At 39.5% G+C, this 15,007-nt stretch carries 13 protein-coding genes; 6 read left to right on the forward strand and 7 right to left on the reverse strand.

Features of this window, described 5'->3' with window-relative positions; translation table 11 throughout:
* Window positions 1–75 precede the first annotated feature (75 nt).
* The 4 genes from C427_RS08750 to msbA form a co-directional block, all read right to left on the reverse strand.
* Entirely contained in the window at window positions 76–444 is a 369-nt protein-coding gene (locus C427_RS08750; protein WP_015430688.1) for an alpha/beta hydrolase, read from the reverse strand.
* 32 nt (window positions 445–476) lie between these two features.
* Window positions 477–935, reverse strand: a complete 459-nt coding sequence (locus C427_RS08755) for an alpha/beta hydrolase family protein (protein ID WP_015430689.1) — start codon at window positions 933–935, stop codon at window positions 477–479.
* Between the two features lie 4 nt (window positions 936–939).
* Window positions 940–1,818: a sterol desaturase family protein gene (locus tag C427_RS08760; protein WP_007643361.1), complete on the reverse strand. Its 879-nt coding sequence runs from the start codon at window positions 1,816–1,818 to the stop codon at window positions 940–942.
* Window positions 1,819–1,889: 71 nt separating this feature from the next.
* The gene (gene msbA / locus C427_RS08765; RefSeq protein ID WP_007643359.1) at window positions 1,890–3,647 is read right to left on the reverse strand and encodes a lipid A export permease/ATP-binding protein MsbA; all 1,758 of its coding nucleotides are present in this window, start codon (window positions 3,645–3,647) and stop codon (window positions 1,890–1,892) included.
* A gap of 697 nt (window positions 3,648–4,344) precedes the next feature.
* Here msbA and moeB point away from each other — a divergent pair.
* Window positions 4,345–5,100 carry a molybdopterin-synthase adenylyltransferase MoeB gene (moeB, locus tag C427_RS08770; RefSeq protein WP_007643354.1) on the forward strand — a complete coding sequence of 252 codons (756 nt, stop codon included), beginning with the start codon at window positions 4,345–4,347 and terminating at the stop codon, window positions 5,098–5,100.
* A 790-nt stretch (window positions 5,101–5,890) separates the two neighbouring features.
* Here moeB and C427_RS08775 read toward each other — a convergent pair.
* Window positions 5,891–6,559 carry a substrate-binding periplasmic protein gene (locus tag C427_RS08775; RefSeq protein ID WP_148285897.1) on the reverse strand — a complete coding sequence of 223 codons (669 nt, stop codon included), beginning with the start codon at window positions 6,557–6,559 and terminating at the stop codon, window positions 5,891–5,893.
* Window positions 6,560–7,060: 501 nt separating this feature from the next.
* Here C427_RS08775 and C427_RS08780 point away from each other — a divergent pair.
* The 4 genes from C427_RS08780 to C427_RS26320 all read left to right on the forward strand — a co-directional run bounded on the left by C427_RS08780 (window position 7,061) and on the right by C427_RS26320 (window position 10,995).
* The gene (locus C427_RS08780) at window positions 7,061–8,752 is read left to right on the forward strand and encodes an alkaline phosphatase D family protein (protein ID WP_007643350.1); all 1,692 of its coding nucleotides are present in this window, start codon (window positions 7,061–7,063) and stop codon (window positions 8,750–8,752) included.
* A gap of 481 nt (window positions 8,753–9,233) precedes the next feature.
* Window positions 9,234–10,127, forward strand: coding sequence for an alpha/beta hydrolase (locus C427_RS08785; RefSeq protein ID WP_236613773.1), 894 nt, complete (start codon window positions 9,234–9,236; stop codon window positions 10,125–10,127).
* 374 nt (window positions 10,128–10,501) lie between these two features.
* On the forward strand, window positions 10,502–10,630 hold the full coding sequence (locus C427_RS28165; protein ID WP_007643346.1) for a hypothetical protein: 129 nt from the start codon (window positions 10,502–10,504) through the stop codon (window positions 10,628–10,630).
* A 227-nt stretch (window positions 10,631–10,857) separates the two neighbouring features.
* On the forward strand, window positions 10,858–10,995 hold the full coding sequence (locus tag C427_RS26320; protein WP_187292442.1) for a hypothetical protein: 138 nt from the start codon (window positions 10,858–10,860) through the stop codon (window positions 10,993–10,995).
* A gap of 653 nt (window positions 10,996–11,648) precedes the next feature.
* Here C427_RS26320 and C427_RS08790 read toward each other — a convergent pair.
* Together C427_RS08790 and C427_RS08795 are read right to left on the reverse strand one after the other, a co-directional pair.
* A complete protein-coding gene (locus C427_RS08790; RefSeq protein ID WP_007643339.1) occupies window positions 11,649–12,731 on the reverse strand; it encodes a fatty acid desaturase family protein in 1,083 nt (360 codons plus the stop codon).
* Between the two features lie 11 nt (window positions 12,732–12,742).
* Window positions 12,743–13,825 (reverse strand): ferredoxin reductase, encoded by a 1,083-nt coding sequence (locus C427_RS08795; protein ID WP_007643337.1) that lies wholly within the window; start codon window positions 13,823–13,825, stop codon window positions 12,743–12,745.
* A gap of 109 nt (window positions 13,826–13,934) precedes the next feature.
* Between C427_RS08795 and fabR the strand changes: the two genes are divergently transcribed.
* Complete coding sequence (gene fabR / locus C427_RS08800) at window positions 13,935–14,642, forward strand: HTH-type transcriptional repressor FabR (protein WP_015430691.1); 708 nt, start codon at window positions 13,935–13,937, stop codon at window positions 14,640–14,642.
* The last annotated feature ends 365 nt before the right edge of the window (window positions 14,643–15,007 follow it).

Genomic DNA, 15,007 nt, shown 5'->3' on the forward strand with positions numbered 1-15,007 from the left:
TAAGACATGATTGAATTCTGGCGCTACGGCTTTGTCTCCCTTCCAAATTAGTTTAAATAAAAAGGCAAGACCGGGTCATTGTTGATTAAAATGTTTAGCATCAAGCATGCCGTGAGTTGCATTGTTAATGATAGTAATTTGTATGTTATGTTGCTCATCAACTAACTTTTCGACCACTGATTTTGTATTGTCAATATCCACGTTTAGGTCTTTATCCCAAAGTAACAATAACATGGGTTGTTTTAGTCCGACGTAATCTTGTGTCGCATTAACACTTGAGTTTTTTAATATAAATCCATATCTAGACTTGGTCATTTGCTTGGCCTTAAGTCCATATTGCTTGAGATATAAGTCGTAGCTGGGTTTTTGCTCTAAGAACTCAATCTCTTGGATATGTGATGCATAGGCAGCATTAATGACTGTTTCATTCGCGCCTTCTTGCATTAGCCGCACGCGAGTAAGGTACCAGCTTTGTTCTAGCCAATCCCTATCATAAATCCCACATCTGGGTTGTTTTTAGCTAAAGCTGGCACGACCCAACCGGCTTGACTAAAACCAATAAGTCCAACTTGAGTGCCTGAATAGCCGTAACGCTTTTGAATAACGTTAATCGCCGACTGAACTTCCCGTTGCCGGTCTTGCATCGATTGTGTTAACCAGTTCCCAGTTGAACTGCCAACACCGGGCTTATCCCAGCTAAAAATAGCAAACCCCTGTTTTAAGAGTCGTTTCCATATAAGTGGATAATAGCCATGAGCTTCATAATCTAGGGGCCCATCTCCATGCACAAAAAGAATGACGGCCTTTGGTTTACCGTTGTCAGGTTGTAAATAGTGCCCTAAAAGTGAATCCTCACCATTTTGAAATTCGACTGATTCGGCCTTAGCGAAAGACATCGATATGCAGGCCATAAGTACCACCACTAAACGATTCATGCGTCTATTCACCCTCAGTCTTTTGCAAAAGCTCATTTGGTTTCCAACCCGTGCGTCCTAATGCATAACTGACTTTATGCGATGCACTCTCGGCGCGAATTACTTCCTTATATATTGTACGGAATTCTCTGAAATTGATAGTGAAAGGGTTAGAGGATTTAAGTTGAGTGGTGAGGCCATAAACTGGTTTTTCATTTTCAAATTGATACGTTCCGAACAGCCTGTCCCAGAGTATTAAAATACCTCCATAATTCTTATCAATATAATGTGCATTTGTGGCGTGGTGAACCCGATGCACTGATGGTGTGTTAAGAACGCCGTCGAGCCATCCGAGTTTGTCTACCTTTTCTGTATGGATCCATGTTTGATAGAGCACTACAGCAAATAATGACGCTAAAACCTGTATTGCATCGAACCCTATGAGAAGCAAGGGAACAAAAAATATCCATTCGTATAAACTTTCAAGCCAAGATAGACGAAGTGCGGTGGTTAAATTGTACTCTTGTGAAGAATGGTGAACGCTATGTACAGCCCAGAGGATACGTCGTTCATGTTCAATTCTATGCATCCAGTAATACGTGAAATCGACAGCGATAATTGCGAGTAACCAACTCCACCAGGTCACTGGAATGGTTGAGAATGCGAACTGCTCAGTAGTGATAAATCCAATGATGAAAATTGCGCTTATTACCGTGTTATCTAGAATACGATTACCGATTTCGATGGTCACATTCGCCATCGTTTGCTTCCACTCTAGCCGTCGCTTGGTTGCAACGTCGAAGATTGATTCAATAACCGTAAGTACATAAAAGATAAAACCGATTATGGCTACTGCTGTGAAAAAATCATTAAATTCTAATAGGCGAGTGTCAATTTCGTTCATAAGTAGTTCCGATCCTCTGTCTTAAAAAATGGTTAAAGGTGTGAAGAGTAAGCTAATAGCTTTAGTGCTTTCTAACTCGTTAAGTCATGAAACTGTTGCTGATAAAGATGATAATAAGCGCCCTTTATTAACAATAATTCTTGATGAGTTCCTTGTTCACAAACACTGCCATTTTCCATTACCAGTATTTGATCAGCATTCTGTATCGTGCTTAGCCGGTGAGCAATCACGATTGTGGTTTTGTGTTGCTGTAATGTAGACAGTGTTTGTTGGATCCTGTTTTCTGATTTAGTGTCGAGTGCTGAAGTGGCCTCGTCCAGAATAAGTATTGGAGCATCCCTAAGGATCGCTCTGGCAATCGCAATCCGTTGCCTTTGTCCTCCAGATAATAGGCCGCCATTTTCTCCGATGTAGGTGTCTAATCCTTCAGGTAACTTTTCAGCAAAACCCCATACATCTGAGACTCTTGCTGCCTCTTCAATCTCGCCAGTTGTGACAGATTGATGACATCCATATGCAATATTCGCAGCGATGCTGTCGTTAAACAAAACAACTTGCTGAGAGACCAGCGAAAACTGTTGTCTTAGATTATTTAATGACAATTGATTTAAGGGAATATCGTCAATGCTAATATGTGGCTCTTGCGTAATATAAAATCTCATCAGTAGGTTTGCTATGCTCGATTTGCCGCTGCCAGACTCTCCAACTAATGCGATTGTTTGACCTTTATTTAAAGTGAAACTCACATTCTTTAGGACCAGCTGGCTATTACCCGAATAGGAAAAATTGAGATTGCGCACTTTTATATGTTTGCTAAAAGACCTAATCTGTTGCTTTGCAGAATCAGTTTCAACAGGCTCATCAAGCACACTAAAAAGGCTGCTAGCGGCGACTAAACCTCTTTGTAAAGATTGATTAATATTGGTCAGTTGCTTTAACGGTCTAAGCAAAGAGCCCATGGCGACTAATGTTGTGGTAAACGCCCCTGCACTGGTCTGGCCTATTACAGCGTCAAGACTTGCTAACCAAAGCACACCGGCTATTGCTAAAGACGCAATGAGTTGAATAGTTGGATTGCTTATTGCTGACGTTGTTGCGAGCTTCATATATTGCCGGCGATTATTATTATTAGCTTCACTAAATCGTGAACTTTCAAGGCTCTGCGTGGCAAATGCTAAGACTTCTCTATGGCTACTTATGGAGCGTTCCGTATGCCGTGTTACTTCCCCCATTGCATTTTGCATATTTAAACTGATGTGTTTAAAACGTTTAGATACATAATTGATGGCTAATCCTATGACAGGACCAACAATCAAAAATATCAATGATAATTGCCAGCTTGAGTGGAACATTATGCCCAGTAAAACCAAAACGATTAGACTCTCTCTAATGCAGACAATGAAGACTTCTGACGTGGCTTTGGAAATTTGCTCAGCGTCGTAGGTTATTTTTGATATCAATTTCCCGGCATTATGCTTTTGGAAAAAATCCAAAGGTAAATATTGCAAGTGGCTAAACGCCTGGCGCCTGACAGTAAACGTTATCTTACTGCCGATATAAGCCATACAGTAGTTAGATATAAAGCTAGCAGCACCTCGAAGCATAAAAATGACGATGACTAATAACGCGCCTAACTTAAGTACATTCCCATCAGACTTAGCCAATCCCTCGTCTATTAGCGGTTGAATAAAATAAATCATTCCAGCATCAACAATGCTAAACCCGACAAGACCAACAATAGCAATCAATAGCATGACCTTATGCGGTGCAAAATATTTCACTAGCCTGAGCAAGGTTTGTTTGTCACTAGATGAGTTTTCAATAAACATAATTTCCCTGATTCGAAGCTGCGTATGGTAGTTAACATTTAAGGTGACATGTGCTGGTTCAAAGCTATTATCAAGTGTCATTGCACAACGTGCATGCAAACTGTTGTCCGATAAAGCCATTCAAAAAGGCCATCGCAAGCTTTATTAATCAATTGCAGTCAAGTTCTGAGCGTATGATATACAGACGAAAGTTAATAATGAGTTAATGCTTCAAAATGAGATGAATTCGCTCGGCGGTGAAAATGTTAAGTAGACTAAAGGAATAACTAGTGCTGATATTATTCTTCGCAGACGTTGGATTTTTTGTTGGGCAGGATGTTCACACTGGGCACAATGTTCCGCTTTGCTGTCTATAACTATTTATCTAAGAAGCACATATCGACGAGTTGCGCGTTATTGAAGAAGAAGTAAATGAGCATCCAGTCAAGCAAGCATCGAAGAACGGCCCTGATGCAAGTTTGTAAGCGCCACTTTGAGGTGTTTGGGTATCGTTATGCAATCAAACTAATAGCCCTAAGTTACCGATAATCACTGGACTCAGATTGAGGTTTAGCTTGGAAAGTTATGAGTTAATTGTGTAAATTTAAATGATTGTATTTAGTGTGATGCTTTATCAGGATAAGCAGTCGGTGATTGCGTGAACCTCTCTCAAATGATACAAATCAATTCCCATTCATTACAACGACAATACTAAGACGTGCCCAAAAAACATCTCACCACCGAACAAGCCATGCGTTACAACCGGCAAATTGTGTTGCCTAACTTCGATTTAGATAAACAAGAAGTCCTACTTAACGCCAAAATACTTATTGTTGGGGTAGGGGGCTTAGGTTGCGCCGCTGCGCAGTATTTGGTAGCCGCCGGTGTTGGCGAAGTAACATTAATCGATAATGATAACGTTGAAAAAACCAACCTACAGCGTCAAGTGTTGCATGGTGAAACTGATGTAGGCGTAAATAAGTGTGTGTCGGCTAAGGCATCATTAGAACAACTCAACAGTGATGTTAAAATCAACGTTATACAAAAACGTCTTGATTTAGATGACTATCTTAACCTTATAAAATCACTCGATTTGGTATTAGATTGTACTGATAATTTGACCAGCAGAAACATCCTCAATCAAGCGTGTTATCAGTCAGGTACACCTCTGATTTCAGGTGCAGCTATTCGCATGGAAGGACAGCTAATGAGCATAGTGCCGCAACAGCGTTCTGCCTGTTATGCTTGCATCAGTGCTTATTTTGGCGAACAGAATTTAAGTTGTATTGAGTCAGGTGTCATGTCCCCCGTAGTGGGGATAATTGGTGCTATGCAAGCGTTAGAAGCTATTAAAGTGTTGTGTCACTATGGGCAAAGTAATATCAATAAATTGATGATGTTTGATGGCATGACAGCTACTTGGCAAACATTTAAAGTGCCTAAAAAGGCAAGCTGTGAAGTGTGTAGTAGTTAGTTAAATTATTCACACACTCATTTGCTTAGAAATCATCAAGCGAGATAATAATTTTTAGGACATACCAGAGGTAATGATTAGCACATCAAGCGCAGCACCAGAGATAAAGGAATGTTATCGATTAGGCGCTAGTGGGTATATCTCTAAGCCATTACAGTTCGATAATTTCTCGAAAAAAATGAAGGAGTTTAATTATTATTGGGTGATAACATCAGAGTTACCTGCTGAGTAAATCTATTCTTTTTAGGTATTTATCTGACATTGAGCAGACAGCTATTGAAATTTTGATTTAGCTGTAGCTCAATAAAAACCGGTACAGATAATTAAAACGTATCGTAAATAAGAAAAAAATGATTTTTATTTTTTGTTGTTTTCTTATCCGTGGAATTTCAGCCACCTAAAATAAAGGAATACAGAGGAATTAAATAGAAATTTTTCTATTTGCTCTGAGCAATGTCAGATTTATCGTTACCGCGTATTTTTCGAACTCTCAAACTCTCAAACTCTCAAACTCATAGCATGACTTTGCATTGATTTATCTGGTGATAAGCTTTCTTCATTGCTTGAGATATTAAGTTCTTGGAGGACAACGACTTGAACCTCTCATTGATTTCTGTGTTGTGCTAGCTTTAAGTCAAGCCCTAGAAGCAATAAAAATATTGTGGCACTACAGACAAAATAACACCAATAAATTGCTAAAGTCTGATGGTACGACATTCACTTGGCATACTTTTAAAGTGCCTTATTTGTATTGTGATTAATATTCACTCCTCTTTTAGTCATTCAGACGTTACAAATTCATATAACGGTCGTATATCTTCTGAAATTCCCCACTTTCTTTTAATTTTTTTAATCCTAAATTAAAATCGTTTCGTGTTATTTCATCCCTGAATATTGGACGATAATCTGCTGGCTCCACATCGCTGAAGGAATATTCAACCACTTCTTTCGCTTCAAAATTTTCTCTTAATTTCAGTTGATCAACGAAGTACTGAAAAATATAACGATCACTTAGCACTACATCATACCGTCTTAAATACAGTAACATTACTTGCGTAAATTGATCGCTGACGCCAAAAAACCTTTTTTCTTGAACTACTTTCTGTAACCAATCAGGGTATCTGATTTCAGCTCCTTGAAAGGAAGCGATCAATAGGGAGTCCAAATCACTAGGATTTTTTATAGAAATATCTCTGCTTTTAAGGGTAATAAAGACGTTGTCATAAATAACTGCAGGATCTGCATAAAATCCTCCTTTTAGGGCAAGATTAACCCCCATATCCCCCATCGCGGCATCTACTTGACGATTGCTAAAAGCTATTGGAACGCGACCTAAGGGGAAATACAAAGGTTTTAGTGTATGCCCCTTGTATGCCAAAGCAGAAGAAATGATATCAATTTCAATTCCCTTATTATTTTTTTCATAAATGTAGGGTGGGATTTCTTGACTAAACGCCATTACCACAACTTTGCCGCTAGTAATGGTCGATATTAACGTACTGAAAATAAACACATAATATTTAAACAATTCAATTCTCGTTAGCAAATTAAAATATAGTATATAAAATACATCCATCCTATTGCGAATATAAACATGCCAGATTTATTGGGGTTAGGTGGTTGTTAGTGCCAAGCGACTAGTAACACTCTATTGGAACGATTAGACTAAATCTAGTGTATATTCTTGCTTCTCAATAGATATTAGGTGGCTTAATGAAATAACGTTACTTGTTGTGGCGCTATTCTACTTATTATCTATCTCATAAAAGGCCACTACTAAAACATACATTAAGTTGTATTGAACTATTAGACAGGTCAAAGTGATGTTAACGTCTTAAAATTGATTAAGTGGCCAATCTATTTGAAGAGGCAATAAATTATCAATCATCACCCGTTGCAGTCCTAAATTTGTCACATTATTGATTTATAATGATGTTACTTACTATTTCGGAATCGAACAATGACCCAACTTTCTCGCCGTCACTTCCTCAAATCGTCAGGTCTTGCAGCTAGCTGTATTGCTATTTCTACCGCTATTACTGGATGTGTAACTGACACCATTCACACAAAACTTTCTAATGTTAAATTTGAACACGGTGTAGCGAGTGGAGACCCCAGTAGTAGCGCTGTCATTATTTGGACGCGTGTTCAGCCTTCAGAAAAAGACAATACCGCTCAAATAATGTGGGAACTTGCCAGTGATCGTGATTTCACTCAAGTGTTTCGCACAGGCATTGTCACCACACAACGTAATCAGGACTTTACCGTCAAAATTGATGTGCAACAGTTAAAGCCTGCAACCGAATATTACTATCGTTTTATCAGCGCAAATAACACCAGTCAAACCGGTCGCACACTCACGTTACCCATTAACAATGTAGACAAAATTAAACTGGTTGTAGTGTCATGTTCTAATTATCCTGCTGGATACTTTAACGCTTACGACCATGCGGCACAGTTAGAAGAGATTGATGCTGTACTGCATTTAGGCGATTATATTTATGAATATCCTATGGGGGGGTACGCCACCGAAAAAGCTGCTGAAATTGGACGCGCTTTAGCAGCAGATAACGATAAAGAAATTATCAGTCTAGACGATTACCGAAAGCGTTATGCCATTTATCGTACTGATAAAGGATTACAAGCTTTACACGCTGCAGCGCCGTTTATTGTGGTGTGGGATGATCATGAGGTTTGCAACGACACATATAAAAACGGAGCCCAAAATCATAATGAGGGTGAAGGAGATTTTTTTGTAAGACGTGCTGCTGCTATTCAAGCTTATTATGAGTGGTTACCTATTCGTCCTCCATATGGTGAACAAAAACCCGAAATATACCGCAGTTTCGACTTTGGAAACTTGCTCAGCTTGCACATGTTAGACACCCGCGTTATTGGCCGTGATAAACAATTAAGTTACAACGACTATAGAGACCCCGTAACCAAAGAGTTAGACATAAAACAATTTTCACAAGATTTATACCAGTCAGATAGAACGCTTCTGGGGAAAGAACAAATGACTTGGTTGCAAAAAAACGTGAGTCAATCAAGCAGCCAATGGCAAATGCTTGGTCAACAAGTATTGATGGCCAAAATGCTGATTCCGGTAGAAGTATTTGCAGGTGGTGAAATTGCCAATACCCCGGCGCGCCTTGCTGCCTTAAAAACCCTCAAAAACACCCTTGACGCGGGGGCTACACTTACTTCAGAACAACAACAACGATTAGCGTCTGTGATGCCATATAATCTTGACGCATGGGATGGTTATCCTAAAGAGCGAGAAGATCTTTACGATTTATTTAGCGCTCAAAACAAACGATTAGTGGTCGTTGCTGGCGATACTCATAATGCTTGGCACAGTGAGTTGAAAGATAAAGCAGGAAACGTTGTAGGTGTAGAATTTGCCACTCCAGGTATCACTTCACCTGGTATGGAAAAATACCTAAAACTGACTAATGACAATGCGCAAGTAGTCGCTGAAAATCTTAGCAGCCTAATTGCTGAACTTGAATATTGTAACTTACATCAGCGAGGCTATATGGTTGTGACTATTACGCCTGAGAGCGCTAGTGCTAAATGGAATTTCGTGGACAATATATTGTCTGACGAATACCGTGTGATAGATACGCATCAAGCCAGTTATCAGGCTTAGATGACTTAATAAACTCGTTCCACTTTTACGCAATCGCTTGTTGTAAAATTGAATCAGCCGCTTAGTTTTTGTCCCGATTTAAAACTAAGCGGTTCACATCAAATATTAACAAAATATTATATATGCTGCAGTGGCAAACACACGCACATCCTATCTTTCAAAAATCCCATTCGACTCAAAGGCATGGGTGTTTATTATTCATTTAAGTTAGGCGATATCTAACATTTCTTGCTGCTGGACTAAACAACATCCAAGTTTTGGTTTTGAGCCAGATTGTTAATCTTGTACTGATTTTCCTAAAATGACGGGGTATTATTTTTCTTCTTTTCTCGCCTTGTTAGGACACCCCGTTAATTGAAGATCTAGGTGAGTGATGCTAAGTTATTGAAATAAAAATAGCTTCAGATACCTTCGATATTGCTGAACGCATATTTAGGCTAGATAGAGACGTCAGAATAGTACATTGTTTTATTCTTCAAGGATGGTTGGCGTGAAATTATTAAGTCAGAAAAGTGTTGTAGCGATTATTTGTGTCGCCTTATTGATTTACGCGGGGGTCATGTCTAAATCGTATATTGATGAATACACCTCAAACTTTATTGACCATACAATTTACTCTTCTACGCTTAAAGAAAATCGAAAGATATTCATTCGGCTGTCCGAAGGTTACGATAATAATAAACGTTATCCTCTTATTATTAAATCCGATGGTAACTTTAACTTAAAGCGTTGGGATGAATCCATTTCTAAGCTTTCAGAGCAAGGTAGTATCAACGATTCTATCGTTGTGGCTATCCCTAATTTATTTTGGATTGACTCTCGAAACAGAGATTTAGTGCCTCCTTATGCCAGACAGGATGTTCAGATTGAAGCGCGACCACATGAAATGGACGACCCGGAAATATTTGGTGAAGCAGATTTGTTTTTAGGCTTTATCGAAAACGAAGTGCTGCCTTTTATTGAAAAAGAATATTCCATCAACGATAACAGAGTACTGAGTGGATTCTCTGCGGGAGGAAGTTTTGTTTTATATACAATAACAACTAATCCAGGATTATTTACTGGCTATTTTGCTTTTAGCCCAGCAGCTTGGTATGACGACTCTGTCGTTGTTAAAGAGTTTTCTAAAGGTTTGAAGAGTATTAGCGGGACGCCATTATTTCTGTATCTAAGTTTGGGTGGTGCAGAAAATGAAATCATTACGGGATCCTTCAAAGGGCTATTGTCAGCCATTGACCTCGATGCACCTGAAAATTTTAAGTCTGACTATAGTTACAGCGAAGGCGCTGGTCATACAGAAAATCCCTATGTATCAGTACCCAAAGCACTCAAAGTATATTATAAATTTAGAGCAGAAAATAATAAGACATTCTAAAGACCATAATACACATCGCTGTTCGCTTCTATCAATTTTAGCCACCAAAATTCACAATATAAATTTACAAGTATACCCATCGCAAATATTCGCAAACGGCTGTAAATAATGAATTAGGTGGTGCACTTCCAATTAGAATTTAAGCAGGTGTTTTGCTATTTTTTTAAAATGGGTATCTGCTTTATCTCTTCCTTTAGATAGTACAGAAACAACATCTAATTTGCTTCAACTACTCTTTTACTGTTCATTTTACGGCATTTTTTCTGTGTGTTAGTTATTGCGCCCATACTGCTGAATTAACAATTGGCGTAGAAGATATTGCCTATTTTCCCTATTATAATTTCAATACTCAGGATCCTTCATTTAGTAAAGACTTGCTTGATAAATTTGCTGAAGACAGCGGCCATAAAATCACTTATCTGCCGTTGCCCATCAATCAGTTTCCCAAATGGTTTTTCGAAGAAGATATCGACTTTAAATTTCCTGATAACCGGCGCTGGTAAGAGGCTTGGAATACCCGTCAATTAGACATGCATTATAGTGATGACGTATTAATTATGACCGCTGGCACTGTGGTTTTTTGAGCAAAAACCAGTATGAAAAACAAGATTTGTTTAAAAATATTGGCATTATTACGAGCCTTCTTCCAACACAATGGCTGGAGCAATTAAAGAAACGTCATGTGGAAATTATTGACGATTCAAGCCCAAAAGTTTTAGTGAATTAGTTGGTGCATAATATTGTTGATGGTTTAGATATTGATCTTGCTGTGGCAGATTCTCATCTAAATGAATTGAAGCTACAGGAAGAGTTGATTGTCAGTCAAAATACCAGTGGCAAATTTTTTCATACCAATTATCTTCTCTAAAATATCCACTTATTATTGAGCAATTTAATCGTTGGTTAGCACAAAACCATTCATTTACCGATAAACTAAAGCAACAATACGGCATCCAAAACGTTGAAACTGACCTAGTTGATATCAATAATTAGCGCAGTATAGGTAAACTAAACGTCATTTCTCATAAAATCAAAATATATGAATAAAGAAAATAGCCATTATTAAAGACAGTTATACAGCTTTAAAAAAATGAAATAATCCACTTGCTCGTTGTGCTGAAAGATATGTTCCTTGGAGCACCTCAGTAAGTTTTTTACGACTGATATACGAATATAACTCCGTTGTTAGTATGCTGGTATGTCCCAGCATTTCTTGGGTATGGCGCAAGGTCAGTGCCATTATCTAGCATAGTGGTAGCGGTGTTATGTCGGTATAAATGAAAAGCGTCTGTGTGGTCAAAGCCAGCCAATTTACGTAACGTGATGCCATGTCGGACTTCTTACCTGGTATATAGCGTTTGCCACTAGTAGCCGAGAACAATGCTTTACCAGAGCTAGTAAATGCGAACATTAAGCGAAATTTTTCAAGTTAAAATACAAGCCATTCACATCCTAGCTAAAAAAATCTTACCTTATTGGATGCTAATGACTTCTGTAATAATCACTAGCACCCGTGGAGTTTTATGCATCCAGCTTTTTGGGTGAAGAAGGGAAAGAGTGGCGAATGATGCGCCATACAACTTGTCCAAACTGTTTGTAAAGGTAGTCGCTGTTGTAGTTTTGACCAAACTTTTCGCAGACCTTTTGTACTTTGACACTCATTACAGCGTAACGTCTTGCTGGGACGGTTGGAAACAGGTGGTGTTCAATCTGATGACTAAGGTTGCCTGAAAGAATATGAAACAGTTTGCCGCCCTTTAAGTTTGAAGATCCACGTAGTTGACGAAGATACCAATGGCCCGGCAATTCGTTATCAAGTACCGACTTGTGAAACACTTCAGCATCAGCTGTAAAATGGCCGCAGAAAATAATCATAAAAGTCCAAAGGTTACGCAGTATGTTGGCGACAAAATTACCCGCTAGCACACTCAAAAACATCGGGCCTGCTAACAATGGAAAGATCACATAGTCTTTGATCAACTGACGGTTGATTTTACGCATTACAGGTTTTAATTCTTCACGCAATTCAGCCCATGTTTTACTGCCCTTGACCAACTTCCCTAGCTGCAATTCTTGGATAGCAATACCCCATTGAAATAACAGAGCTAACAGAGTCGCATAAAATGTCTGAAATAGTGCCATAGGCGCCCAGCGCTGTTCTGGAAACAAACGTAACATGCCATAACCTACATCATCGTCCATGCCTTTAATGTTTGTGTAGGTATGATGCTTGTAGTTATGACTTTCACGCCAGTTGTCAGAGGTGCCAGCAATATCCCATTCATAGGTGCTGCCTTTGAGCGAAGGTTCGTTCATAAAATCATACTGTCCGTGCATAACGTTATGTCCAAGCTCCATATTCTCTAATATCTTTGAGAGGGCTAATATGAAAACACCCAGAAGCCAAAACGGGGGGAAGAAACTCAGAAACAAGAAGCCTCTGCCAATCACTTCGGTATAACGAACTGCAGCGACAATGCGACGAATATAGCGTGCATCAACATCTCCCACATCTGCTATCTGCTCTTGTTTTATGGCTTCTAACTCCGCGCCAAATTGAGCCAGTTCTTCGGTGCTCATCTCGCGGTTTTTTGAATAGTTCATATCAACGACTCCTATAAGTCCAGTTCAATATTTGTGGCAGCACGGCTGACGCACAGTTTAATAATTTGTGAGGGTTCGTTGTCAACAGCACCACTAAATTCATCTGTAGTGGTTCCTAAATTTCGCACGCAGGTGCAAGTATTACAGATACCTTGACGACAGCCAGAAGGCACCGAAATACCGGCATTCTCGAGTTGTTCGAGCAATGGTTTTTGGTTACTTAAGCTAAGGTGAAGGTTACTGCGGCGTAAATACACATCATGGTGTGCAATCTCAGTATTTGATGCTTGCACCTGCGATGGCGTGAATGCTTCACTTATTAACGGCAGTTTTCGAAATTCACACAGACTAGATGCAGCTTGGACAAAGCCACTCGAACCGCAGACAAAAACTTGATCAACCGCATCTACATTAGCAACCTGAGACAATAATTCATGACTAACTCTTCCTGATAAAGGTCGTTCACTTTGGTCTCGAGTAGTAATCATCTGGAGTGTAAAGTTTTGGTGTCTCTGTGCTATTAGCTGCAACTCTTGGGCAAAATTAAAATCGGCATGGGTTTTTTCCCAATACATTAAAGTGACCGACGTTGGCATGCCTTTTCTCGCCATGGTGCGAATTTGACTCATCATGGGTGTAATGCCACTGCCTGCAGCCAGAAGCAGCAAGTGAGCAGGCATAGGCGTGGGTAACAACATATTACCAAAAGGGTTGCCTAGTTCTAAGCGGTCACCCAACCCAATGTCGTTACACAAATATTCGCTCATTAAACCGCCAGATTCGCGGCGTACAGTAATTTGAATGCGGCGACCATCAATCGGGTCGCTACTGATGCTATAGCTGCGAATAATATTTCGTCCCGCAATCGTTGCTGTAATATTGCAATGCTGGCCAGCGATAAAATCCGGCCAATTACGATTGGCTTTTAGTGTAAGCGTTTTGGTATCTGGGCTCTCAGACATGACTGAAATAACCCGTGCAAAACATCTACTCCAAGCGCGAGTGGATCCCAATTGCTGTGCCCAAAAGTCAAATTGTGCTGGGTTAATCAGCGGCGATATCAAATTCTCGCCCCATGTTTTAAAAGCTTGCATCACTTTATCTCTTTAGATAGCACTTAATTCCAGCTCATAATATACAAGTGTATATACACTTGTCAATACGTATGTATATACAAGTGTCATCACAAGTGTATATGTATACATGTTTACAACGGTATATCAATGGGTTAACGTGCTGTTTTTAGCCTGTGAAACTCATCATGCGCCTTACCAGAAAAAAAATACTGACTTAGAGCAGGACAAACCTAAACGCAAACCCGCTATTTCAGAGCAGGAGCTGATGGAAGCTGCTGTGCGGCTAGTGGACTCCAAGCGAAGCGTGTCGAGCCTTAGTCTTAGAGAAATTGCACGGGAAGCCGGTATTGCGCCGAATAGCTTTTACCGTCATTTTAGGGACGTTGATGAACTTGCTGTGGCATTAATTGATCGGGCAGGGCGCGGTCTTCGAGGCACAATACGCGAAGCACGCAAGCGACTTGAAAACGACCGAGGCGGAGTACGTAGTTCGGTGGAAGTGTTTATGGAAGCACTGGATGATGAGCAGAAATATCTAAAAATTTTGCTTCGTGAGATTTCAATCGGATCAGATGCCTTTCGCAATGCAGTTGATCGTGAACTCAACTATTTCGAAGAGGAGCTAAATGATGAATTGCTGCGCATCGCAAAGGCTAGTGGTAAAGAAATTCACGAACCACGCCTGGTCGCCAAGGCAATAACTCGACTGGTATTTACCCTTGGCGCCTCTGCCGCGAATATGAATATTGAACAGCGCAACGATTTAACCCAAGAAACAGTAACGATGGTGCGGATGATTATTGTTGGTGCTAACGCGATGGTTAAGCGAAAATAATTCAGAAATAAAAAATAGTGCTCATTAGCATTTAACTATGGTTAAGCAACACACATCACATTCGTTGTGATGTGTTGTAGTTTTTAGTCAATCGCTTCTAAGGAAAGAAATAGCGCTGCGCATTGCCACCTGAACAACCCAAATGCTTAACTTATAATCTGTGTCATAAATGTCAAACTACCTCTAAATTGTAATGTGTTACTGTGATCCCAAAGATTCATAAAAACGTGTTTGTTGTTCAGGATCGCATTATCAAAGTCTGTAAAGTAAAACGTTATGTGCGAACTAATTCAAATTGATCAATCTAGATTCATTTTTTGCATGTAGCTGGAAAGCATTAAATCATTTAAATTATTCGAGTTATT

It is taken from the genome of Paraglaciecola psychrophila 170 (genome assembly GCF_000347635.1).
Lineage (GTDB): Bacteria > Pseudomonadota > Gammaproteobacteria > Enterobacterales > Alteromonadaceae > Paraglaciecola > Paraglaciecola psychrophila.